Here is a 24,358-nt window from a genome sequence, read left to right on the forward strand (position 1 = left end):
CACCGCCGTTCTGATAGATTCGAGCCATTTTGGGCAGTAAAAAGGCTGCCGCTCTTCTGCAGCAGCCCCTCTGTAGCCTACGATTGCTTACTCTGTAAAATTTTCGTTCCCTGGTTCAACAGCTCCTCTGCTGCCGCCTCGGGGGTAATCTCCTCGTAACAGACCTTTTCTTCCATTTTATATACCACGTCATAAACCTCTGTGGCTCCGTTGGGAGATGCCGGGCTGACCATGGAGCACTTTGGAGTCACCACATTGTTAATATAATCAACTACCTTCTGGTCTGATTCGCTCATATCTGATGCGATTGCCTCTGCAACCGCCGATGATACAGGCACTCCACGCTCTCCTAACAGAATCTTATTGCATTCCACGGAGTTCGTCCAGTAATCAATGAGTTTTGCCGCCTCTTCCGGCTGACTGCTGTCAACGGAAACCGAGAAGAACATGCTGGGTTTCAAGTAATTGGATTTTACAGCATCATCGGATGGCCACGTCGTGATGCCGATCTCCATGCCCTCCGGAGCCGCGTTCGTGACGGCGTTCATATTATTGGAAAAGTAAAATGCACACCAGGACATATTGGACGGATCCGAGCCATAGACTAAAGGCTCCTGCTCCGGCTGTCCGATGGATCGTTCTGCAAATACACTCGGATTGATCAGCCAGCCCTCATCAATTCCCATTTTATAAAGGTTAAAATATTCCGTCAGGTTTTCCTTTGATGCTCCAATCGTACCGTCTCCGAATAAATACTCTCCCTTTGAGCGCAGGAAGAAATCCAGCCACGAGGTTCCATTGTTATACTGAAGATTCGTTTTGTAGCCCGTCTTCTCATTTACCTGTCTGCAGATCTCCAGGAATTCTTCCATTGTCATGTTATCCCTGATCTCGATTCCATTTTCCGTAAGCAGGGTTTTATTATACAGAAGCGCCGGCGAATTTACCCCAATGCAGACGGCATACAGGCCATCTCCGATTTTTCCGAATTCCTGTACTGTTTTATCCACATCTTTCAGATCGATGACTCCGCTGTCCACATACGGCTGCAAATCCACCAACATGCCATTGTCCACGTACTGTTTGATATAGGCCTTGTCCATCTGTACAACGTCAGCCATGGTATGGCCCGCCGCGGACGTGGCCAGCTTATTCCAATAATCCGCTCCTGAGAGGAACTGTCCGTCAAACGTAACTCCGGGATTTTCCCCTTCATAGAGTGATAATGCTTCCTGAGTCAGTTCTGCCCGCTGCTGGCTCCCCCACCAGGTTATGGTCAGTTCCGTTTTTTCACCGGATTTCTTATCTGCCTCTGTCGTCGTTTCTTTCGATTCCCTGCTCTCCTGTCCTGTCGTACTCTGAGCCGTCTGCGTGGTATCCTGCTGCTCCTTTGCCGGGCTGCCGCTGCATCCGGTAAGTCCCGCCGCCATAATGACGGCCGCTGCCATTAGCATCACTCTCTTTTTCATATTCCTTCTCCTTTATAATTTTCTTGCGGTCTCCACCGCTAATTTGATTCTCGATAAATCCTGTTCGGTGGCCACGGTACAGTCAGCTCCAAGAATCAGACCCTTCCGTCCATACGACTCCACAATGGAGTGAACGGTGTTGATCAGAGCCTCCTCACTCCCGGCTGCCAGCACCCCCTGCCGGTTAGCCAGACCTCCCATGACTGTCTTCTGATGAAAGATTTCCCTGCCTTCCCTGATGGAGCAGGGTACTTCAAACGTTCCCCAGTTCACTACATCATATAGATTTTCATCGTAATCCCGGTAATAATCCAGATTCACATCCCGGTTGCACACATGAAGGAAACAGTACCCTCCCGCGTCTTTTACTGTTTTCATAATCATCTGGTCAAATGGCGCTACCCACTCTAAAAACTGTTCCCTTGTAAGTCCAAATCTTCTCTCCGCTCCCAGGGAGGCCACAAACACTCCGTCAAGCCCTGCTTCTATGTATTTGACAGCCAGTTCACAGAGCCCATCCGTTATTCTCTTCATGGACTCCAGCATTTTCTCTGGTGCCTCGTTAAGCCATGCATCAAAAATTTTTCTCGACTGATCATATCCATAACCAAGTGATTTAAACGGATGGTACATGGCAGAGGTGCCCACACTGTGAAGTGTGCCGATTGTAAAGCATTCCCCGTCCGCCTCTTCTAAAATCCGTTTAACCAGGTCCAGCTGCCTCTTCATAAATGGCTGTTCTGCTGAAATCTTCTGGAAGCTCTCATAATCCTGTCTGGTGAGAAGCTCATGATCACAGGTCACCAGGTTTTCATTCATAATTTTCAGAATGTCCGTATCCGTCTGCTTCAGAAACTGAATATGCGCGTCAACCGCACTCTCACCATTTGCATACTCCGGCGGAAAATGCATGGAAAAGCAGGAAGGAATTCCATCCGTCTCTTCTCCTCTGACCGCCCGTATTACACGTTCTCTTTTTGTCATGTTCCTTCTCCCCTATCGTGTCTTTGCAGTCTCACCCTCCGCCGCTTTCTCTTTCAGCGAAGTTCCTCATCGACTGATCCCAGTATATCACCCGGTCTCCATAATTTTAATCCAATATTCCGGTATCATATGTCAAAAAACCGGCTTCTCCATGGCTTGTTCTTGCTTTTTTCTCTGTGTTTTCTTATGATAATAGTGTCAGGGACACAGCGTGCGGACAAATAAGGGGGAAACGACATGATGAAACTTCTGGCCACTAAAATAAAACTGCTATTTTCCAATACGTCTTTAAAAAGAAAGATTCTTACAATTGTTCTGGTCTCCATCTTCCTGATATCGGGAGTCAGTCTGGCCGGGCTGCAGATCGTTTCTAACGCTTATTTAAAGCTGTTAAGAAATACCATTGCCAATAATCTCTCTTATTCTGCGACCACGATCTCCTATTATTTGTCCAATATTGAGACCATGTCCGGACTCATGCTGTCCGACTCGAATATTCAAAACAATCTTGCCGATATCAGGCATTCGGACAATCCGCGTATTCGGACTGAAGCGTACAAGAATCTTTCCTATACGGTTCTGGAATACTATCAGCAGTATAAACCTAATTTTATCAGTTATATTACCCTTAACAACCCTGATTTTGTCACCTATTCGAATTTTCTCGGCTCGCGCAAAACACCGGAGGAGATTGAAAGCCGCGTTCTCGACGCTGCTCAGGCCGCGGACGGCAGGCCGGTATGGATCAGCGACTATGGTAAAGATCATGGAATCTTTATGGGACGTCTGATAAAAAATATCCAGAGCTCCAATTTGGAAGAGCTGGGCACGCTTCTCGTATCTCTGGATCTGGAAGCGCTTATGGATTCTCTGAACAAGGATAACTCGATGTACGAGGATCCCCAATACTATATACGGACGGGAGAAACCATTATCTATAATGACAATCCCGTCTCAGCATCCATCCATTACCAGCGCCGGAAGCCTTCCGGACAGAGCTACGAGATCATGACGATTGACAGACATAAATACTTTGTGACGGAAAAGTCAATTCCCGGCTTTGACTGGACTTACGTATGCTATGTCTCTTACGATCCCATATTTCAGTCGGTATCATTTGTGCGGACACTCAGCATCTGTATGATTATCCTGAGTATCCTGTCGGCCATTGCATTTTCGGAATCCATGATAACCTTTATCAGCTGCCACACCAGAGGGCTGATTCGCAAAATGGAAGTCTTCAGCACCGACGAGAACGCAGTCATTGAAAGCGATTACGATTACAGCTGCCGCAAAGACGAGTTCGGTCTTTTAAACCGGCAGTTTGACCACATGGCCGAAAAGATCAGAAATCTCATACAGGTAAACTATGTAAACGAGTTATGGAAAAAGGATGCGCAGCTTAAGGCTCTGGAAACCCAGATCAATCCGCATTTTTTATACAATACTCTGGAATCCGTCAACTGGCGTGCACAGGTGGCCGGCAATATGGAGATATCGTCCATGGTGGAATCGTTGGGCACCCTGCTCCGCGCTACACTCAGTAACTCTACCTCCCATTTTGATCTGAAGAAGGAGCTGGAAATTGTAACCGCATACATCACCATCCAGAAATACCGATTCGAAGACCGTCTGGAGTATTCCATTCACTGCGACGAAGCATGGTATAACGCTCAGATCCCCAAGATGTGTATCCAGCCTCTCGTGGAAAATTCCATTAATTATGGTCTGGAGGAGTCCACAGAGCTCTGTACCATCGAAATCACCATTGAGCATCAGCCGGAATCAGGTACGCTGACCGTTCTGGTCAAAAATGACGGTTCCCTCTTTGAAGATCACCTGCTGGAAAAGCTGCATTCACAGGAAATAAAGCCCCATGGTTTTGGCATTGGTCTTATTAATATCAACGAACGGATCAAGCTGATGTTTGGAAAAGACTACGGTCTTACTCTTTACAATGAAAACGACTGGGCGGTTGCCAGAATTATTATGCCTTATATCACGGATCAGGAGGGGATCTTATGTTGAAAATGATAATTGCCGACGATGAACGCGTCATAAGGGAAAGCATTTCCTGTCTCATTGATTGGGAGAAACTTGGTGTGGAATTGACCGGATTGTGCAGAAATGGTCTGGAAGCTTACGATATGATTATCGATGAGGCGCCGGATATTGTCCTGACTGATATTCGGATGCCGGGAATGGATGGTCTGGAACTGATCAGAAAGGTCTCACTCATGGATCTGGATACCTGCTTTATCATTCTGTCAGGATACGGCGAGTTTGAGTACGCGAAGGAAGCCATGAAGTACGGGGTCAGGCATTATGTGTTAAAGCCCTGCAACAAGTCATTGATCTCGGACTGCATTGTGGATGTTGCGAAAGACTGTTACGCAAGAAAACGCACACGTTCCCTGGAAGACGGCCATTTTCTTCTGACCAGCAGTATGCACCACAATATTGTCTCCAGTGTTATCAGTGAAAGTCTGGGACAGAATAAGGCTCTGCCGGAAATCATACGGTCCTATGAGCCGTATCTCGACTTTTATTCCACGCCATACCAGCTTTTCTATGTATTTTATCTGGATATCGGAAGCCTTAAAGTATTTCTTCAAGAGCTGAAGCAGTACTGTGAGCAGACTATGCTGCAGGTTACCATACATGGAACCTACGTACACAATACTCTTCTCCTGTTTTTTAAGGACTATTCGGCAGACTGCGGAATGCTGGAACAGTTTATAAAGCAGCTGTCACTTCCCGTCAAGCCGGTAGAACTGGAAATCCAAAAAGAGACTTATCACAGTCTGTGTGAACTTCTGGAAGTGATCCTGGTCAAGTTGAAGCGGTTCAGTACCATCTATTATCTGAACAACTTTCATTTGCTTTATACGTGTAATTACAACTACCTCATGTCGGAGGCGGAAAGACTGTATCAGAAGTTAAAAGCCGGATCACAGGACAGCTTTCAAAGCCTGTCGGAGCTTCTCCTGGGAATCGAAGACACTGCATTTTTAAAACAGCTTTCCGGAAGCCTGCTCTTAAAAGCCTCTGCCGATAATCCGGCCTTTTCCGCCATCAACCTGACGGAATGGCTGTTTGAGATAGATGGTGAAGCGGATCCGGCAAAACTGAAATCACGGATTCTGGATCACTTAAAACGACTGCTCCTTCTACCGCCCAAAGATACCAATACCAGCTCCATGATCGATCAGATTACTACCTATGTGGAACAAAATTTAAACAACTCCGGTTTGACGTTAAAATTTATCTCCGAACAGGTTCTCTTTATGAATGTAGATTACGTCAGCAAACGATTCTTTAAGGAAGCAGGCCGCAAATTTTCCGACTACCTGACCGATATTCGGATTATGAGGGCCAAAGAATACATCGCTGCCGGCGAGAAGATTCAGATCATCGCAGAAAAAGTGGGCTGCGGCAATAATCCCCATTATTTCTCCCAGCTCTTTAAGAAGAAAACGGGGATGACCCCCAGCGCATACAGCGACAGTCTGCGAAAATAACAGCCGAAACCGGGCATCATATTCATCTGCCTGGTCCGGCTGTTTCATTTAATCCTGGGGAACGGTGTCATAAATCTCACAAATCCTCTCCCTAAGCCCCGAATACCGTCTCTGCTCCATCTCATTATCCACCATGGCCTGGAACACCTCCGGCACTCCCACCAGACAGACACAGGCCCTGGCCCGCGTCACTGCGGTGTAAATTAAGTTCCGCGTCATCAGCATCTTCGGTCCGCTGAAAATGGGAATCACCACCGCGGGATACTCGCTTCCCTGAGATTTGTGGATGGTGATGGCATAGGCCAGCTCCAGTTCCTCCATCTGTTTGAAGCTGTATTCCACCATACGGCCCTCGTCGAACTCCACGGTAACCAGCTCTGCAAATAAGTTGATCTCACGGATGATTCCGATATCCCCGTTGTAGATTCCGGTTCCCTTGTCCACAGGGATCCCGTATTTATTCCGAACTTCCCACTCGATGTTGTAATTATTCTTGATCTGCATGACCTTGTCGCCCACACGGAAGGTCACACCTCCGCTCTCCTTCTCCAGCTTGCTCTTATCCGGCGGATTTAGATATTCCTGCAGGATGGTGTTAAGCCGTTCCACGCCCAGCGCGCCTTTCCGCATGGGAGTCATGATCTGGATATCGTAGGGGTCTGCGCCCACATACCCCGGCAGCTTCTTCTGTACCAGGGTAATCATGGCGTTGATGATCATATTGGGGTCGTCCCGCTTGATAAACAGGAAGTCATTGCTCTTCTTTCCAAGGGGAACCGACTCACCTGCATTGATCTTATGGGCGTTGACGACGATATCACTCTGGCTCGCCTGCCGGAAGATTCTGGTCAACATAACTACGTTAAAACAACCTGCCTCGATGACGTCCTTCAGCACATTGCCGGGGCCGACGCTGGGCAGCTGGTTCACGTCACCCACCAGGATCAGTCTGGTTCCCGGATTGACCGCTTTTAACAGAGACTGCATCAGATGGATATCCACCATGGAAGTCTCGTCGATGATGACGGCGTCCGCGTCCAGGGGATTCTCCTCATTTCTCTCAAAATGCATGCCGATGGAACGCTCATCCCCCGGCATACCGGAGATTTCCAGCAGCCGGTGTATGGTTCTGGCCTCATAACCGGTGGCCTCGGTCATCCGCTTCGCCGCCCGGCCTGTCGGCGCTGCCAGAAGGATCTCCATCTCCTCACTCTCAAAATACCGGATAATGGTGTTAATCGTCGTCGTCTTTCCGGTTCCCGGTCCGCCCGTGATGATTAGAAGGCCGCTGTTTACCGCCTCCACCACAGCCTGCACCTGTTTTTCGTCCAGCTCGATCGACTCTTCCTTCTGAATCTGAAGCAGCTTCTTTCTGATCTTCTCTTCCGGCTCCCGTCCCCTGATATTTAAATCGTGGAGCATCCGCGCCACGCCCATCTCCATGTAGTAATACTGAGAGGCATAGACAACACGGACGCCCTCCGACTCCCGGATCACCAGACGCTTGTCGATCTGCATGTCCATCAGGTGTTTTTCGATGGATTCCGTTTCTACCCGCAGGAGCTCCGATGCCTGGGAGAGGAGGTCCGTCTCCGGTAAGTACGTATGGCCGTTGCCAGTGGCCTGAAGAAGCGTATAGAGAACGCCGGATTTAATGCGGAAATCCGAATCCGTGAAGATTCCCACCCGCTTGGCGATCTCATCCGCCATCTTGAAGCCCACGCCAGCGATATCGTCCGCCAGCTGATATGGATTTTCTTTGATAACCGTATAAAGCCTGGGGCCATATTCCTGATAGATTTTTACTGCCAGACTCATGGAAATGCCGTATTCCTGGAGGAACATCATGGCCTGGCGCATCTCCTTCTTCTCTTCCACCTGCTCGGAGATCGCCATGGCCATCTTCTCGCTGATCCCCTTCACTTCGGATAAACGCTCCGGTTCTTCCTCCATAATACGGAAAGTATCCGCCTTAAAACGCCGGACAATCCGGGCCGCCAGCGCGGCTCCGATTCCCTTTACGGCGCCGGATCCCAGGTAACGCTCCATGGCGGCTGTATCCTCGGGAGCCTTGATCTCGTAGGTTTCCACTGTCATCTGTTCCCCATAGACCGGATGCTCGGTCATGGGGCCGGTGGCTTCCACCATCTCGCCCTCGCTGATATAATGGAAATTGCCGACCAGAGTGTATTCCTCTCCTTCGTCCGTAAGGCTCAAGACCGTATAGCCATTTTCTTCATTGCGATATTTAATTCGTTCTACAAATCCGCAGACCGTCGCCATGGTCTTCCCCCTTTGTCGTCATAGAAAAAATACAGAAAGCAGATGGTCACAAAACAATCCCTGCCGGAATCCTATGATCCGCCAGGGTTGTCCTGCAACTATCCTGCTATTTCAATCCACATTCTAAGTCCAAAATACAAAACCCAGAATGACATAGTAGCTATGCTACCATTTTATCCGGTTGCCCGGATTGTTTTGACCTCATGTCAGTGGGGGATATCTGCCCGCCACTGCCGCTAAGTTTGTTTTTGCGATTCATCTCCCACCTGTAGAGGATGGGAGAATTCTCGTTGATTTTGTTAAAATTCGGACTTACCGCCGTCATGGGTGAACTCGATAAACTTACCTGTACCGATCGCAACTGCCGTAAGCGGATCTTCCGCGATCATGGTATTGATTCCCGTCTTCTCCTCGATCAGAGAATCCAGACCGGAAAGCAGGGAGCCGCCGCCCGTAAGAACAATGCCGCGGTCAAAGATATCGGCAGCCAGTTCCGGAGGCGTTCTTTCAAGCACGTTGTGCACGGCGTCCACGATCTGCATCGCCGGTTCTTTCAATGCGTCCAGAGTCTCATCGGAGGTAACGACAATCGTCTTCGGGAGACCGGTAACCAGGTTACGGCCTCTTACTTCCATGGTCAGAACTTCCGGTCTGCGGTAAGCAGCACCGATATTAATCTTAATTTCCTCTGCAGTTCTCTCACCGATCAGAAGATTGTGTTTTTTGCGCATATAACGGACCAGCGCCTCATCGAAATCATCGCCGGCCACCTTGATGGACGTACTCACTACCGTACCTCCCAGGGAAATAACGGCGATATCGGAGGTACCTCCGCCGATATCTACGATCATGTTTCCGCAGGCCTTGGCGATATCGATGCCTGCGCCGATAGCAGCCGCAACCGGCTCTTCGATAATCGCTACTTCTCTGGCGCCCGCCTGATACGTAGCATCCTCTACCGCCTTCTTCTCAACCTCTGTGGCTCCGCTTGGAATGCAGACGCTGATTCTCGGCTTTCTCAGTGTTTTCTTGCCCACTGCCTTGTTGATGAAATATTTTAACATCTTCTCCGTTACAGTATAATCGGAGATAACGCCCTGGCGAAGCGGTCTGACTGCGACAATGTTGCCCGGCGTTCTGCCGATCATCAGTCTTGCCTCTTCCCCAATCGCCTTGATTTTATTCGTGTCACGGTCGATTGCAACTACGGAAGGCTCTTTTAACACAACACCTTTCCCTTTAATATACACAAGTATGCTGGCGGTACCTAAGTCGATACCGATATCATTGGACATCATCATTTATTTCCTCCTGTTCGCTTAAACGGTTCCCAGAGTTTCCTTTATCTGTATTTCAAATTCGGGTTACTGGCCCTAATAGTTAATTTCGTTTATCTCCCTTATTATATACAATAACAACCTGTTTTTAAAGGGTTTTTTTTATTTTTATTATGTTTATGGTTTTTTTATGTCCAATACACACTTTAGTCACAATTTCACCGTATACTGAGAATACGTTATCCAAGAGGATAGCGGGCCTTTGTTTCAAGTAACTTACTTGAAATCACAAAGCTTTTTCATACTCATACCGGATGGTCATAAGATCATCCGGCCCCCCTAAAGATTAGTTCCCGCTTCGATCCCCCTCGGAGCGGGAATTTTGTCTGTATAAAGGAATTCGGGAACCGAATGAAAAAGGACGTTCGGGGAGCAGGGCATAAGAAAAAGAAACATAAGAATAGCATACCCGGTTTTTACGAAATAATTTTAAATAAATACTTCATAAAGTTATAACCTTTTTTATTTTTTCTTAATGGAAAGTCCACAGATTGCACACAAATTCCTGATATTATATAACTAATCACAAAACAGTGATTAACACAAAGCTTTTTCATACTCATACCGGATGATCCAAAAAATCATCCGGCCCCCCTAAAGACATTATCCTAATTTATTATACCTACCATTCCCAATAGTTTAAAGAAGCAGCTGCCTGGAACAAGGCGGCTGCTTCTTTATTTTCATCATTTCCTCCCGGCGCCCTGCCGGGAAGGAACGGAATATCAATTTCTTCTATGACAGCTTCAGCGCCCACTCCCGGCAATCCCATACCTTTGTCGCCACGCCCTCATAAAACTCCGGCTCATGGCAGATTAAGAGGATACTTCCCCGGTACTCCTTCAATGCGCGTTTCAGTTCTTCCTTCGCCTCCACGTCCAAATGGTTGGTCGGCTCGTCCAGCAGGAGCACGTTCGTTTCCCGGTTAATGAGTTTACATAATCTCACCTTGGCCTGCTCACCTCCGCTCAGGACACGGACCTGGCTCTCGATGTGCTTGGTGGTCAGGCCGCATTTTGCCAGGGCGGAGCGGACCTGGTACTGAGTATAGGACGGGAATTCCTTCCAGATCTCCTCGATACACGTCGTCTTGTTGCCGGGCGCCATCTCCTGCTCGAAATAGCCGATCGACAGGTAGTCGCCAAGCGTCACCTTTCCGTCCAGCGGCGGTACCAGTCCCAGAATACTCTTTAAGAGCGTAGTCTTTCCGATTCCGTTGGCGCCGACCAATACGATCTTTTCCCCGCGCTCCATGCGGACGTTCAGCGGTCTCGACAGCGGTTCGTCGTAACCGATGATCAGATCGGTGGTCTCGAAGATCGTCTTTCCCGCGGTTCTCGCCTCCAGGAAATGAAATTCCGGCTTCGGTTTCTCCCGGGCCAGCTCGATGACATCCATCTTGTCCAGCTTCTTCTGTCTGGACATGGCCATGTTCCTGGTTGACACCCGGGCCTTGTTGCGCGCCACGAAGTCTTCCAGCTCCGCAATCTCCTGCTGCTGGCGCTTATAAGCCGCCTCCAGCTGCGCCTTCTTCACGGCATGGACTTCCACAAACTTATCGTAGTCTCCCACATAGCGGTCCAGACTCTGATTCTCCATATGATAGATGATATTCACCACGCTGTTCAAAAATGGAATATCGTGAGATATCAAAATAAAGGCGTTTTCATACTCTAATAGGTAACGTTTCAGCCACTCGATGTGCTGTTCGTCTAAATAGTTGGTCGGCTCGTCCAGAAGCAGGATGTCCGGTTTTTCCAGAAGCAGTTTTCCCAGCAGAACCTTGGTCCTCTGGCCTCCGGAGAGCTCGGTGACGTCCTTATCAATACCGATATCTGTAAGCCCCAGGGCCCGGGCCACCTCCTCCACCTTGGAGTCTATAATATAGAAATCGTGGGCCATCAGAAGGTCCTGGATCGTTCCCAGTTCTTCCATCATGGTCTCCATCTCTTCCTCTCCCGCTTCGCCCATGCGGTCGCAGATCTCATTCATCTGTTCTTCCATCTGAAACAGAAATGCAAACGCGGACTTTAACACGTCCCGTATCGTCATTCCCTTTTCCAGAACCGTATGCTGATCCAGATAACCGACACGGACGCGCTTCGCCCATTCAACCTTACCTTCGTCAGGCTGAAGCTTTCCGGTAATAATATTCATAAATGTGGATTTGCCTTCGCCGTTGGCTCCGATTAAGCCGATGTGCTCTCCCTTTAAGAGACGGAACGACACGTCGCTAAAGATGGCCCGGTCTCCAAATCCATGTGTCAGATGTTCAACGTTTAATATGCTCATTCGTAAACTCCTCAATCTTCTTATTCTTTACCCATTTTACATGACAACCGCCATTCTGGCAAGGGGAAAGAGCGCGCCAAGTTTGGGTTGTAAAATTCGACAAAAACGTTTATGATATAGTATAGATCGTTAAGTCGATAATTTTAAACGAAAGGATTTTACTTATGTACATATACACCTGGTATCAATGGCTCCTTTTTTTCTTCATTTACTGCTTCATAGGCTGGATCATTGAATCCACATACGTTTCCCTAAAATGCGGCCATTTCGTAAACCGCGGCTTCTTACGCCTTCCGCTCCTCCCGTTATATGGAAGCGGGGCCATCATCATGCTCTGGGTCTCCCTGCCGTTCCAGGATAATTTATTCCTTGTTTTTCTGTCTGGCATGATCGGCGCATCCGCACTGGAATACGTCACCGGCTGGACCATGGAGCGCCTGTTTAAAATGAAATACTGGGACTACACCAACAATCCCTTCAATATTAACGGCTATATCTGCCTGGGCACCTCCATTGCCTGGGGCTTTCTGACCATTGTGCTGACAGAATTTATTCACCGCCCCGTGGAAACCGTTGTACTGGATTTAAACCCCATCGTGTGCATCGTCTTATGCGGCATTATCGGAGCCCTGTTTGTGGCCGACACGGTGGAATCCACGAAAGAGGCCCTCGATCTGGGCCGCGTGCTGGAGTCCATGACAAAGATGAAGGCAGAACTGGAGGAGATCCAGGTGCAGATGGCTCTCTTAAAGGCAGAGACCGCGGACAAACTCTCCGACCTGCGTGACGAGCAGATTCAGCGGGCGGCCAACCTAAAGGGCGAAGCCGCTGTAAAGATCACCACCTTGAAAGCAGAAACTGCCATGCGTACAGAAGAGACCATAAACGCATTAAAGGAAAGTGCGGAACGGGGCCTCGAGGCCGCTTCCCTCTTCAAGGAGACTGCGGGCAAGGCAGTCCCCGACTTATCCTCACTGAGTGAACGTCTCCAGTCCCTCACAGAAAACAGGGACAAGCTATCCAAACATCTGGGCTTCTACCGCAAGGGCCTCTTAAGAGGAAACCCGACCGCATCCTCCAGACAGTTTGGAGAGGCGTTAAAGGAATTAAAGGAACGTCTGAAAAACTAAATAGCAAAAAACAGAGTGAGCTAGACTGGAAAAAACAGAGCAGAAACATCGGCTCTGTTTTTTTGTATCATAAATGCTGCCATATTTTTTATTCTTTCTCTTTACAAACAGATCAGAGTATGGTATTCTCTTTTTACGGACCGACAGTCAGTCTGTAATGGATCGAAAAAGGAGATGGCACCATGAGAACGGTAAAAGAACCCGAGATACGTAAAAATGAAATTCTGGATGCGGCGGATACGCTTTTCGCCCAGAAAGGCTTTGACAATACCAGTACCGGCGATATTTTAGAGATGGTCGGAATAGCGAGAGGAACCCTGTACTACCATTTTAAATCAAAAGAGGATATTCTGGATGCTCTGATCGACCGGTATAACAGGCAGATCCTGAGTGCGGCGCAGGAGGCCGCGTCCGACAGCAGTCTCTCCGCCAGAGAACGTCTGATCCGCACGATTCTGGCGCTGAATGTCAGCCAGAAGGGCGGTCAGGAGCTGAAGGAACAGATGCACCGGCCGCAGAACGCGCTGATGCACCAGAAGACACAGATGGCGGTATTAAACGGCGTCACTCCGATTCTGACGGGGTTAATCCGGGAAGGCGCGGAGGCCGGATACTTTCAGACTCCCTACCCAAGGGAGTGTGTGGAGATGATTATGGTCTACAGCAACGTCTTCTTCGACGATGCCACGGAAACCTCAGAGGAACTGAGAGACGAGCGGACGCAGGCGCTTATCTTCAATATAGAACGGCTGCTGGGAGCAGAGTCCGGGAGTCTTGCGTCGGATCTCATGCGGGTGTTTGGCAGCAGAAAGGTCGAGCGGAATGATGCAGACAACTAATTTTAATAAATTTCTTCTCCTCTGGACAGGAGAACTGGTTTCCGCCATCGGAAGCGGACTCACCTCCTTCGGGCTGGGCGTATACGTCTTTCAGCAGACAGGTATGGCCTCCGCCACGGCTCTCGTCACACTGCTGGCCTTTGTGCCGGGACTGATTCTGGGCGTTCCTGCCGGGGTTCTGGCAGACCGTTACGATCGCAGGCTCTTAATGATTCTGGGCGACGGCCTGTCCGCGCTGGGACTCCTTTTCATCCTGTTCTGCTTCTTTAAGGGGGAGGCCGCGTTGTGGCAGATCTGTGTGGGCGTTACCATAAGTTCTGTGTTTTCCTCGCTTCTCGATCCCGCCTACAAGGCCACGGTGACCGACTTGCTGACGCCGGAACAGTATACGAAGGCCAGCGGTCTGGTGGGTGTCGCAGGATCTGCGAAATACCTGATTTCTCCGGTACTAGCGGGTCTGCTGCTCACCATCTCCGATATTCGTCTTCTGCTTCTCTTAGACACCGCTACCTTTTTCTTAACGGTTACTGCGACGCTGGTCGTCCGGAAAGGGATCACCTCCAGGAAGGCAATGGAGAAAAAATCCTTTACCAGAGAATTTTCGGAAGGATGGAATGCCATCACGCAGAAGAAGGGCGTGCTGGTGCTGGTTATTCTGTCTTCTGCCATCACATTTTTCTTAGGCTTTATCCAGACGCTTTTCGGCCCGATGATCCTGGGCTTCGCAGACAGCACTGTCCTCGGCGTTTCCGAGACCATCTGCGCCTCGGGCATGCTCATCTCCAGTCTGGTGATCGGGATGGTCAGTTTGAAGAAAAACCGCGTGGTCATCCTGTCTGCCGCCCTGTTTGCAGCGGGGATTTTCATGGCCGGTTTTGGAATCCGGGAAAACATCGTTGTTATCTGCATCTTTGGATTTCTTTTCTTCTCCTCCCTTCCTTTTGCAAACGCAGCGCTGGATTTTCTTGTCCGCACGAACATTGCCGATGATTTCCAGGGAAGAGCCTGGGGGCTGATCGGTGTCCTGTCACAGCTGGGATACGTGGCCGCTTATGCAATTTCCGGCATTCTGGCAGACGGTACCGGCGCGCTGTTTTCCATCGGCTCCGGAAGAGGTTCCGGTCTCCTGATCGTCGCAGCCGGTATTTTCCTGGCCGCCATATCCTTTCTGCCCTGCCGGATCAAATCCGTGAGGGCCCTTGAAGAAACGAGGTAAGTTATGAACTATTGCCGCATCATCCGTAACGATGTTAGAAAAAGCCGGCTCACCACCATGATCACTACCCTGTTTGTGGCGCTGGCCGCCATGCTCGTCTCCCTGGCCGTTATTCTGGCTCTGAACCTTGCGGGCGCCCTGGACCGGCTGATGGTGCAGGCAGAGACACCCCATTTCATGCAGATGCACTCCGGCCCGCTGGATGCTGAGCCCTTAAACAGTTTTGCCTCACACCATGAGGCTGTTGACCGGTATCAAATTCTGGAATTTTTAAATATTGACAACGGGGCGATTGAACTGAACGGCCAATCCCTGATCAGCAGTACGCAGGACAACGGTTTCTCCACTCAGAGCGGTGCGTTCGATTACCTTCTGGACCTGGATGGAGCCGTCATCTCCCCTGCCGTCGGGGATATCTACGTACCGGTCTGTTATATGCAGGAAGCCGCCATGAAGACCGGCGACACCGTCTCCGTCTGCGGCATTCCATTTCGCGTAGCCGGATTTCTGCGGGATTCGCAGATGAATTCCATGCTCTCTTCCTCCAAACGCTTCCTCGTAAGTCCCCAGGATTTTGAGCGGCTGAGAGACCTCGGAACCATGGAACATTTAATTGAGTTCCGTTTAAAAGACTTATCGGCCCTGGACGCCTTTGCCGCTGATTATATGGCCGCCGGGCTTCCTTCCAACGGTCCGGCCGTCACATACCCGCTGTTTCGCATGCTGGGTGCCTTATCCGACGGCATGATGATCGCCGTGATCCTGCTTCTCGGATTCCTGACCGTAATGATCGCCTTCTTATGCATTCGTTTTACGCTCCTGGCCCAGTTAGAAGCCGACTACCGGGAACTGGGCGTGATGAAGGCGATCGGCCTGCGCGTCTCCGACATAAAGAAACTGTATCTCGGCAAATATGCGGCGATTGCCGCAGCCGGATGCACGGCAGGCATCGTTCTGTCATTCCTGCTTAAGAACCTTCTCCTTCAGAATATCCGTCTAAACATGGGAACCGGCGGAAACGGCCCGGCCGCCTTATTCCTCGCACCGGCAGGCGTTTTGATCGTATTTTTTGCCATTCTGCTTTATGTAAATGGAGTTTTGGGACGTTTACATAAAATATCCGCCTCCGAGGCCATGCGGTGCGGTACCGGACCGATGGCTTCCGGCGGCGCTGGCCGGATGGCTCTGAGCCACAGCCATTTTTCCAATGTCAGCATCTTCCTGGGAATCCGGGAGGTACTCCTGCAAAAGAAGCTGTACGGCGTCAATTTTACCGTACTTCTCTTTGCGGCATTTCTCCTTGTGATTCCCATCAATCTGTATACCACCATGTCGTCCAGGGGCTTCGTCACCTATATGGGAATCGGTAACTGTGATCTGCGGATCGATCTGCGCCAGTCAGACCATTTGGCAGAAGATGCCGCCCGGATCGCCCGGGAGATGGAACAGGACGACTCCATTCTCCGCCATACTTCACTGATTACCAAGGCATTTCAGGTGGAAACGCCGGGCGGCACCGTTCGTAATCTCCTGACAGAGCTGGGGGATCACCGGGTATTTCCTGTTTCCTACGTAAAAGGGCAGGCCCCCGTCTCCCCCGATGAGATCGCCCTCTCTGCCATGAACGCCGAAGAGCTGGGCAAGAACCCGGGCGACAGCCTCACACTGATTACCGGCAGCGGTAAACAGACCATGACAGTGTGCGGAATCTATTCCGACATCACCAACGGGGGGAAAACGGCGAAGGCCGCCTTCCCAGCGGATTCAGACAATACGGTATGGGCCGTCATCTATGCCGGGCTGAAGGATTCCTCGATGCTCTCACAGACTGTCCGCGAATATGCGGACACATTTCCCGATACGAAAGTTACGGATATCCGCGATTACGTTGCCCAGACTTACGGACCGACGCTGAACGCCATCCGCATGGCGGCCATCGCTGCGGCTGCGGTGGCTCTTGCGCTCACCGGTCTGATTACACTGCTGTTCGTCAACATGCTGACCGCAAAGGACCGCTACTCCATCGCCGTAATGAAGGCCTCCGGGTTCACGGCCGGGGACATCCGGCTGCAGTATATAAGCCGTTTTGTACTCGTATCCGTGTGCGGAGTCTTTGCCGGAATCCTTCTGGCCAATACTGTAGGCGGGGCATTGGCCAGCCTGGTGCTCTCGGGTTTCGGCGCCCCCACCTTCCGCTTTGCGGTAAACCCTGTCCTGTCCTGTCTGCTCTGCCCGCTTCTCATGATTTACACCGCGGTCTCTGCCTCACTTGCCGGCACAAAGGGAGTCAAAAAAACCGCTGCCGGCAACGAAGCATCAAATTTACGGCGCTGCTTGCAGCAGGATTTTTGACCCTCGCGGCCGTCGCCAAATGGACGCGCCAGCGTGTCCGTTTGGCTCGTTGCCCACGGGAATAAAGGAGATCACAATAGCTGAATATGGAAAGGAATAACATGGAAGAAATCATACACGCCAAAAACATCATCAAATCGTTTCACGAGGGATCCGAAAACCAGCGCCTCCTGGATGGCATCAGCCTGTCGGTCCGCGAGGGCGAATTTATCTCGGTGATGGGTCCCTCAGGTTCCGGAAAATCGACGCTGCTCTTCGCACTGAGCGGTATGGACCGCATCGACAGCGGCAGCGTATCCTTCTGCGGCAGCAATCTGTCCGCCTGCACGGAAAACCAGCTGGCAGACCTTCGCCGGACACAGATGGGCTTCGTCTTCCAGCAGCCCACTCTGCTGAAGAATTTAAACATTCTGGACAATATCATCCTCCCTTCTCTGCGGGATAAAAAGAAGGATGTCTCCCGGATCACCGAAAAGGCAAGATCACTCATGAAGGAGACCGGAATCGGGGAGCTGGAGGACAGGGATATCTCCCGTGCATCGGGCGGACAGCTCCAGCGCGCCGGAATCTGCCGCGCCCTCATGAATGACCCGCGAATCCTGTTTGGCGATGAACCCACCGGCGCCTTAAACTCAAAATCCGCTCAGGAGATCATGGATATATTTACGGAAATCAACGCACAGGGAACCGCAGTCATGCTGGTAACGCACGATGCCAGGATCGCAGCCCGCACGGAGCGCGTCCTGTTCCTGTGTGACGGCAGAATCGTGCGCGAGGCTCATTTCCCCAAATATACCGGGAAAGATATGGAGCAGCGGATGGAAAAGATTATGGAACTTATGAAAGAAGCCGGGATATAACCGGCTTAGCCTCTTATGCCTATTAAAAAAGGGAAGCATCATCCATGATATAAAAATCACTGGTGATACTTCCCTTTTTATTCCATTACTTATTTCGTCTTCATGAAACGCAGTTCCCTACATCATGGAATCCACCATGGCCATCACCGCTTCACCCAGCTTCGCAGATTTCTCATCCGCATCCGCAAGGGAAGTGCCCTTGATCCCATAGTAGAACTTAATCTTCGGCTCTGTGCCGGATGGCCTTACACACAGCCATGCGTCATCGGTCAGATCGTAATAGAGAACGTTTGATTCCGGAAGTCCGGTCGGTTTTACTTCGCCGTTTTCCATATCCTTAATCGTATCCAGCTTGTAGTCCCTTGCAGAGACCGTCCTGTATCCGCCCACTTCGGTTGGTGTGTTGTTTCTTAATGTATCCATGATGGCCTGGATCTTTGCCTGGCCCTCGATTCCCTTCAGTCCGATGGACTTGACAGCGTCTTTATAGTAGCCGTACTTCTCATAGATGGCAATCATGGCATCCCATAAGGTCATGCCCTTCATCTTATAATAAGCGGCTGCCTCACAGAGCGCTACCGTAGCGGAAATCGCGTCTTTATCGCGGGCATACGTACCGATCAGACAGCCGTAGCTCTCCTCCAGACCAAATAAATACGTTCCGTATCCCGTGTTCTCTTCTTTTAAAATCTGCTGGCCGATATACTTAAATCCGGTCAGAACCTCAATCAGCTCGCATCCGTAGGACTTCGCCACCGCGTCAACCAGATTGGTGGTAACGATGGACTTCACCACCTGTCCATCCTCCGGAATGGCACCGCGCTCCTTCTTCTGGCTCAGCACATATTCACATAACAGGGAACCTGACATGTTGCCTGTAAGCGGAATATAGTCGCCGGACTTCGAATCTTTTACGTAAACGCCGAGACGGTCTGCATCCGGATCGGTCGCCAGCACTAAATCGGCATCCTTCTCCTTTGCCAGAGCGAGGCCCAGTTCAAAGGCTTCCTCTGCCTCCGGATTCGGATAGCTGACGGTCGGGAAGTCTCCGTCCGGAAGCTCCTGCTCCGGAACCACATATACATGGGTGAAGCCGATCTCAGCCAGCGCTCTCCTGGCCGGAATGTTGCCTGTGCCGTGGAGTGGAGTATATACAATCTGAATGCTGTCCTGCATCTTGTCGATCGCTTCCTGATTCACTACCTGGGCTTTTACCTGCGCGATGTACTTATCATCAATGGCTTCACCGATGATCTCGTACTTGCCTGCTGCCTTTGCAGATTCCACATCGGTGGTCTTTACCGTGGAAAGGTCTGTGATCGCCAAAACCTCCGCGGTTACTCCCTTGTCGTGAGGCGGAGTAAACTGTGCGCCGTCCTCCCAGTAAACCTTGTATCCGTTATACTCAGGCGGGTTGTGGCTTGCGGTGATGTTGATACCGGCGATACAGCCCAGTTCCCTGACTGCGAAGGAAAGTTCAGGAGTCGGGCGCAGGGATTCAAACTTATAGGCCTTAATGCCGTTGGCCGCCAGAGTAAGGGCCGCTTCCTCTGCAAATTCCGGAGACATATGTCTGGAATCGTAAGCGATTGCCACGCCTTTATCAGCGCCGCCCTGCTTGATAATATGATTAGCAAGCCCCTGGGTTGCCCTGCGGACCACATAAATATTCATACGGTTGATTCCCGCGCCGATGATGCCGCGCAGGCCTGCCGTGCCAAATTCCAGATCCTGGTAAAACCTTTCTTTAATTTCATTCTCGTCCTCTTTAATGGACCGGAGTTCTTCTTTCGTAGCCTCATCGAAGTATGGATTAGCCAGCCATTCTTCATAAATACTCTTATAGTCTTTCATAAAACACAATACTCCTTTCTCTCCATTCTGTTATCAACATTATAAATCATAACAGCCTAAAAGGAAAGCGAAATTGTGTTATTTAATTCTGGAAAGGAACTCGTTGCGAAGCGGCTGCTGCAATTCCAAGTCCTTTAATTTCTCAATATTTCTGGCCGGAATCCAGGCCTTGTTCGCATTGTAGTAGAAATTAATCTGTTTCCAGTATTTTTCCGGATACAAAAACAGATAGTAAAGACAGGTCCTGTCTGTGTCCGAAAGCGGAAGAATCCTGGAATATGTTTCCAGCATGGAGTTGCCGAGTTGTAAACTCCAGTCATGCTTCTCCATGGCCTTTCTCATAAAATGGTACAGGTCTTCCATCTGCATTCCCAGATGCATGCGGTTAAATTCCACCACAGCCACGTCCCTGGGGCACATCAGGATATGATGCTGGTTTAAGTCTCCGTGACACAGATAGCATTCCTCATCTTCGTGATGCGCACAGAATTCCTTCATGCCAAGTCTGGCATCCTTGGCCTGCTCGTAGAACATATCGTAGTTTCCTATGACGCAGAGTTCAAACTCCGTCTTTTTTCTCTTGTTTCGGATAAAGGAACGCGCCCTTATAAGCTCCCGGTTATGGCGCTCCATCTCATCTCCCGGAAGCTGCACGAGAATAGAACCGAGATTCCACTCTTCCTTGAATTCGATCTTTCGCAACATTTTATGTAAACTGGCAATCTGCGTAATGGCTCTGAGGACTTCTTTGTCGTCTTTTAAATTACACTCTTTGTCGGCATACCAGTCTTTTACGATCCATCTCGTCCCGTCATCCGCGCTGGAAAGCAGTTCGCCCTCACGGTTTCTCACATAACGGTCCACAAAAGGGTGCCAGGCCTCTTCCAGCTGTGTAAACACCTGGTCTTCGAAATCCAGCCGTTTTATGGTCCCTTTATATTCTCTGAGAAGCTTCAGGCCCTGGTTTGTCTCACACAGCCAGGCGCCGCGGCCGCGTCTCACATCCAGAATTTCAAGCTCATACTGCGAAAGCACCTCTGTGTATTTCTCTATCACAACCACCCCTCCAACTCTTAGCTCATCGGCTACTTCTAGGGTATGAGTGGCGGGACGGAAATATACGTGAAAAAAGAAAGTTTGGCCCCTGCTTCCGCTGCTGTTTTTACACAGCCGCGGCCGCAGGGGCCAAACTCCTTCTCATGATTCCTTTATCCCATTTTTCAATCCGGCGGCACGCAGCAGATACGCTCTCTCGTTGCATTCCGGCCGCTCCAGCACCTGTTCCATCAACGCATTCAGCGTCTTTCCAAGCGCCGGTCCCGGATTCATACCGGCCGCCATCAGATCACGGCCATCTACGGCCAGTTCCTTTAAGTTCACCGGGTCTCCGGCCTCACGGATCTCCTCCGCCAGTGTCTTTACCATCTTTAACGTCTCTCCATAGCCTTCGCCTACTTCTCCGGCAAATACCTCCTGGAAGCAGAGCAGGCTGTCAAAGAGGTCGCCGGGAATCTGATTCATCACCCGCCGGATCGCCGGTTTTTCAGCGGCAATCGGCGTCCTCCACCGGGATACAAGTATTTTTACCCGATCCATGGTGTCACAGTCCATCTTTAAATCCCGCAGTATGTCTGCCGCCGTCTCCCCCTGCTCCCTGCGGAGGCAGCCGGCCCATCTCATATATTTTACAGCGGGAAGACACCCCAGCGGGCGCAGCTCACCTTTACTCAGCACGGCTGCCTTAAAAAATGGCTCCGAGATATAGCGGGAAGCCCCGGTGTCGGAAACTCTCTTCATCTTCTCCGGATGGCCGGACAGCAACAGCTTCGTAAGCTCCGTCGCAATACGCTCTTTACTCACCTTTTCCAGGTTGGGCGCGATCAGGGAAATCGCCTCGTATGTCTCGTCCTCAATCCGGAAATCGAGCTGTGCGGAAAACCGGACTGCCCTCAAGATCCGGAGCGCATCCTCCGTAAAGCGGTTCACGGCGCTTCCGACGCACCGAATTACCCGGTTCTCTAAATCCTCCATGCCGCCAAATGCATCCACCAGCCCCTCGCGGCCGTTGTAAGCCATGGCGTTAATGGTGAAATCACGGCGTTTTAAGTCTTCTAAAAGGCTGGTGGTAAAATCTACGGACTTCGGATGGCGCCCATCCTCATACTCACCGTCCACCCGGTACGTGGTCACTTCATAGCCCTGCCGGTTAAGCATCACCGTGACCGTGCCGTGCTGGATCCCCGTATCGATCGTCCGGCTGAAAATGGCCTTCACTTCCCCAGGCTTCGCCGAGGTGGTGATATCCCAGTCCTCCGGCTCTTTTCCCAGCAGGCTGTCGCGGACGCACCCGCCCACGACATACGCCTCAAATCCGTGCTCATTCAGTTTTTCAATGATCTGCTCCGCGTCCGCCGGAACCCGCATTTCTATCCCCATGCCATCATCTCATTTCTATAATTATACGCGTATCAAAGCAGCCTTACGGCTGAATCACTGCATACATTAATATGCGCGGCCCCAGTATACCATCTTCGTCGCCGGCTTTCCGCAGCAGATACACGTATCGGAAAGTTTCTCCTGCTTAAATGGCATACAGCGTGAAGTCGCTCCTGTCAGTTCCTTGATCTTGTCTTCACATTCCTGGCATCCACACCACATGGCTTTTACGAAGCCCGGTTTCTCTTCAATCGTCTTTGTAAATGTATCAAAATCAGTCGCCTCATACGTATGGGCCTCACGGTGTGCCAGTGCGCGCTCGTACATATCGCGCTGGATGGTATCGAGCAGTTCTCCAACCTTCTGACCGATCTCATCCAGGGAAACGGCGGTCTTCTCGTGGGTATCGCGGCGAACCAGAATGGCCTGGCCTGCCTCAATATCCTTCGGTCCGATCTCCACGCGGACCGGAATACCGCGCATCTCAGATTCAGCGAATTTCCAGCCCGGACTCTTGTCGGTGTCATCCACCTTCACACGGTATCCGGACAGCACGGATTTGATCTCGGCCGCCTTATCCAGAACGCCTTCCTTCGACTGCTGGATCGGAACGATCATCACCTGAACCGGTGCGATTCTCGGAGGCAGCACAAGGCCGTTGTCATCCCCGTGTACCATGATGATGCCGCCGATCAGACGGGTGCTCATGCCCCAGGAGGTCTGGTGTACGTACTGCAGCTTGTTCTCTTTATCAGAATACTGGATTTCAAAGGCTTTTGCAAATCCATCGCCAAAGTTATGGCTCGTTCCGGACTGAAGCGCCTTGCCGTCGTGCATCAGCGCCTCGATCGTGTAGGTAGCTTCTGCTCCGGCGAATTTCTCCTTGTCGGTCTTCTGGCCGCGGATAACCGGCATGGCCAGGACTTCCTCACAGAAATCGGCGTAGAGATTTAACATCTGCTCGGTTCTTGCCTGCGCGTCCTCTGCTGTGGCATGAGCCGTATGGCCCTCCTGCCATAAGAACTCGCGGGAACGCAGGAACGGTCTCGTCGTCTTCTCCCAGCGCACAACGGAACACCACTGGTTATATACCTTCGGCAGATCGCGGTAAGACTGGATGTCCCTCGCGTAAAAATCACAGAACAGAGTCTCTGAAGTCGGTCTCACACAGAGGCGCTCTGCTAACGGCTCCAGACCGCCATAGGTCACCCATGCCACCTCCGGCGCGAATCCTTCCACGTGATCCTTTTCCTTCTCAAGAAGACTCTCCGGAATAAACATCGGCATGTATACATTCTCCACGCCAACCTCTTTAAATCTTCCGTCCAGTTCCTTCTGGATATTCTCCCAGATCGCGTAACCAGCCGGTTTGATTACCATACAGCCCTTTACGCTGGAATAGTCGATAAGTTCCGCTTTCTTCACCACATCGGTATACCACTGGGCGAAGTCCACATCCATTGATGTGATTGCTTCTACTAACTTTTTGTCCTTTGCCATAGCAATTCTCCTTTACCTCTTAAATTTACGTATTTTCCTGTCAATAGAGTCCGGCAGGCCGGACTCCTGCGCCGGAGCGCGGCTGCTTCAGCAGCCATACTTCCTTAGCGCGAGGGCGCATCCCGTGAAACAAAAAAGAGCCGCCGATCCCCAGACAAGGGACCGAACAGCTCGGTGGTACCACCCAATTTAGCCACAATCGTGACTCACTTGTATCTCCGATAACGCCGGATATGCGCCGCAGTTTGCTGCGGGACTCCAAGGCAGGTTGGGCGACCAGGGGCA

General features: G+C 50.7%; 16 protein-coding genes and 1 other annotated feature (1 of these 17 running past the window's edge). Of the genes, 7 read left to right on the top strand and 9 right to left on the bottom strand.

Annotation, left to right across the window (positions count from 1 at the left end):
• Window positions 1-77 precede the first annotated feature (77 nt).
• Window positions 78-1,469: an ABC transporter substrate-binding protein gene (locus DFR60_RS10885; protein WP_110322928.1), complete on the bottom strand. Its 1,392-nt coding sequence runs from the start codon at window positions 1,467-1,469 to the stop codon at window positions 78-80.
• Window positions 1,470-1,481: 12 nt separating this feature from the next.
• Window positions 1,482-2,453, bottom strand: coding sequence for a uroporphyrinogen decarboxylase family protein (locus DFR60_RS10890; RefSeq protein WP_110322929.1), 972 nt, complete (start codon window positions 2,451-2,453; stop codon window positions 1,482-1,484).
• Between the two features lie 237 nt (window positions 2,454-2,690).
• Between DFR60_RS10890 and DFR60_RS10895 the strand changes: the two genes are divergently transcribed.
• Window positions 2,691-4,481: a cache domain-containing sensor histidine kinase gene (locus tag DFR60_RS10895; RefSeq protein ID WP_110322930.1), complete on the top strand. Its 1,791-nt coding sequence runs from the start codon at window positions 2,691-2,693 to the stop codon at window positions 4,479-4,481.
• Complete coding sequence (locus DFR60_RS10900; RefSeq protein ID WP_110322931.1) at window positions 4,475-5,974, top strand: response regulator; 1,500 nt, start codon at window positions 4,475-4,477, stop codon at window positions 5,972-5,974. The genes DFR60_RS10895 and DFR60_RS10900 overlap by 7 nt, the downstream gene beginning before the upstream one ends.
• Window positions 5,975-6,022: 48 nt before the next feature.
• Here DFR60_RS10900 and recD2 read toward each other — a convergent pair whose 3' ends face one another.
• The 3 genes from recD2 to DFR60_RS10915 all read right to left on the bottom strand — a co-directional run bounded on the left by recD2 (window position 6,023) and on the right by DFR60_RS10915 (window position 11,886).
• Window positions 6,023-8,257, bottom strand: a complete 2,235-nt coding sequence (recD2, locus tag DFR60_RS10905; protein ID WP_110322932.1) for an SF1B family DNA helicase RecD2 — start codon at window positions 8,255-8,257, stop codon at window positions 6,023-6,025.
• 299 nt (window positions 8,258-8,556) lie between these two features.
• The gene (locus DFR60_RS10910; RefSeq protein ID WP_006772389.1) at window positions 8,557-9,558 is read right to left on the bottom strand and encodes a rod shape-determining protein; all 1,002 of its coding nucleotides are present in this window, start codon (window positions 9,556-9,558) and stop codon (window positions 8,557-8,559) included.
• A gap of 771 nt (window positions 9,559-10,329) precedes the next feature.
• Window positions 10,330-11,886 carry an ABC-F family ATP-binding cassette domain-containing protein gene (locus tag DFR60_RS10915; RefSeq protein WP_110322933.1) on the bottom strand — a complete coding sequence of 519 codons (1,557 nt, stop codon included), beginning with the start codon at window positions 11,884-11,886 and terminating at the stop codon, window positions 10,330-10,332.
• A gap of 164 nt (window positions 11,887-12,050) precedes the next feature.
• On the opposite strand from DFR60_RS10915, the gene DFR60_RS10920 reads away from it, so the two are divergent.
• The 5 genes from DFR60_RS10920 (at window position 12,051) to DFR60_RS10940 (ending at window position 18,283) form a co-directional block, all read left to right on the top strand.
• Window positions 12,051-13,016 carry a putative ABC transporter permease gene (locus DFR60_RS10920; protein WP_110322934.1) on the top strand — a complete coding sequence of 322 codons (966 nt, stop codon included), beginning with the start codon at window positions 12,051-12,053 and terminating at the stop codon, window positions 13,014-13,016.
• Window positions 13,017-13,198: 182 nt separating this feature from the next.
• A complete protein-coding gene (locus DFR60_RS10925; RefSeq protein WP_110322935.1) occupies window positions 13,199-13,855 on the top strand; it encodes a TetR/AcrR family transcriptional regulator in 657 nt (218 codons plus the stop codon).
• Window positions 13,839-15,071 carry an MFS transporter gene (locus tag DFR60_RS10930; RefSeq protein WP_110322936.1) on the top strand — a complete coding sequence of 411 codons (1,233 nt, stop codon included), beginning with the start codon at window positions 13,839-13,841 and terminating at the stop codon, window positions 15,069-15,071. Before DFR60_RS10925 ends, DFR60_RS10930 begins: the two co-directional genes overlap by 17 nt.
• 3 nt (window positions 15,072-15,074) lie before the next feature.
• Window positions 15,075-17,423 (top strand): ABC transporter permease, encoded by a 2,349-nt coding sequence (locus tag DFR60_RS10935; protein WP_110322937.1) that lies wholly within the window; start codon window positions 15,075-15,077, stop codon window positions 17,421-17,423.
• Window positions 17,424-17,524: 101 nt separating this feature from the next.
• Window positions 17,525-18,283 (top strand): ABC transporter ATP-binding protein, encoded by a 759-nt coding sequence (locus tag DFR60_RS10940; RefSeq protein WP_110322938.1) that lies wholly within the window; start codon window positions 17,525-17,527, stop codon window positions 18,281-18,283.
• A 117-nt stretch (window positions 18,284-18,400) separates the two neighbouring features.
• Here DFR60_RS10940 and DFR60_RS10945 read toward each other — a convergent pair whose 3' ends face one another.
• The 4 genes from DFR60_RS10945 to proS all read right to left on the bottom strand — a co-directional run bounded on the left by DFR60_RS10945 (window position 18,401) and on the right by proS (window position 24,073).
• The gene (locus tag DFR60_RS10945) at window positions 18,401-20,137 is read right to left on the bottom strand and encodes a phospho-sugar mutase (RefSeq protein ID WP_110322939.1); all 1,737 of its coding nucleotides are present in this window, start codon (window positions 20,135-20,137) and stop codon (window positions 18,401-18,403) included.
• Window positions 20,138-20,215: 78 nt separating this feature from the next.
• Window positions 20,216-21,193, bottom strand: a complete 978-nt coding sequence (locus DFR60_RS10950) for a protein kinase family protein (RefSeq protein ID WP_110322940.1) — start codon at window positions 21,191-21,193, stop codon at window positions 20,216-20,218.
• A gap of 141 nt (window positions 21,194-21,334) precedes the next feature.
• On the bottom strand, window positions 21,335-22,567 hold the full coding sequence (locus DFR60_RS10955; RefSeq protein WP_167437585.1) for a CCA tRNA nucleotidyltransferase: 1,233 nt from the start codon (window positions 22,565-22,567) through the stop codon (window positions 21,335-21,337).
• Between the two features lie 72 nt (window positions 22,568-22,639).
• A complete protein-coding gene (gene proS / locus DFR60_RS10960) occupies window positions 22,640-24,073 on the bottom strand; it encodes a proline--tRNA ligase (RefSeq protein ID WP_110322942.1) in 1,434 nt (477 codons plus the stop codon).
• Between the two features lie 154 nt (window positions 24,074-24,227).
• Window positions 24,228-24,358: a binding site (T-box leader), on the bottom strand (it continues 71 nt past the right edge of the window).

Origin of the sequence: Hungatella effluvii, assembly GCF_003201875.1 — a bacterium.
Lineage (GTDB): Bacteria > Bacillota > Clostridia > Lachnospirales > Lachnospiraceae > Hungatella > Hungatella effluvii.

Bases quoted from the DNA above. Each gene is read 5' to 3' on its own strand.
- DFR60_RS10915 (WP_110322933.1), bottom strand. From the start codon at position 11,886: ATGAGCATATTAAACGTTGAACATCTGACACATGGATTTGGAGACCGG.
- DFR60_RS10895 (WP_110322930.1), top strand. From the start codon at position 2,691: ATGATGAAACTTCTGGCCACTAAAATAAAACTGCTATTTTCCAATACG.
- DFR60_RS10925 (WP_110322935.1), top strand. From the start codon at position 13,199: ATGAGAACGGTAAAAGAACCCGAGATACGTAAAAATGAAATTCTGGAT.
- DFR60_RS10945 (WP_110322939.1), bottom strand. From the start codon at position 20,137: ATGAAAGACTATAAGAGTATTTATGAAGAATGGCTGGCTAATCCATAC.
- DFR60_RS10885 (WP_110322928.1), bottom strand. From the start codon at position 1,469: ATGAAAAAGAGAGTGATGCTAATGGCAGCGGCCGTCATTATGGCGGCG.
- DFR60_RS10920 (WP_110322934.1), top strand. From the start codon at position 12,051: ATGTACATATACACCTGGTATCAATGGCTCCTTTTTTTCTTCATTTAC.
- DFR60_RS10900 (WP_110322931.1), top strand. From the start codon at position 4,475: ATGTTGAAAATGATAATTGCCGACGATGAACGCGTCATAAGGGAAAGC.
- recD2 (WP_110322932.1), bottom strand. From the start codon at position 8,257: ATGGCGACGGTCTGCGGATTTGTAGAACGAATTAAATATCGCAATGAA.
- DFR60_RS10930 (WP_110322936.1), top strand. From the start codon at position 13,839: ATGATGCAGACAACTAATTTTAATAAATTTCTTCTCCTCTGGACAGGA.
- DFR60_RS10940 (WP_110322938.1), top strand. From the start codon at position 17,525: ATGGAAGAAATCATACACGCCAAAAACATCATCAAATCGTTTCACGAG.
- DFR60_RS10910 (WP_006772389.1), bottom strand. From the start codon at position 9,558: ATGATGATGTCCAATGATATCGGTATCGACTTAGGTACCGCCAGCATA.
- DFR60_RS10890 (WP_110322929.1), bottom strand. From the start codon at position 2,453: ATGACAAAAAGAGAACGTGTAATACGGGCGGTCAGAGGAGAAGAGACG.
- proS (WP_110322942.1), bottom strand. From the start codon at position 24,073: ATGGCAAAGGACAAAAAGTTAGTAGAAGCAATCACATCAATGGATGTG.
- DFR60_RS10935 (WP_110322937.1), top strand. From the start codon at position 15,075: ATGAACTATTGCCGCATCATCCGTAACGATGTTAGAAAAAGCCGGCTC.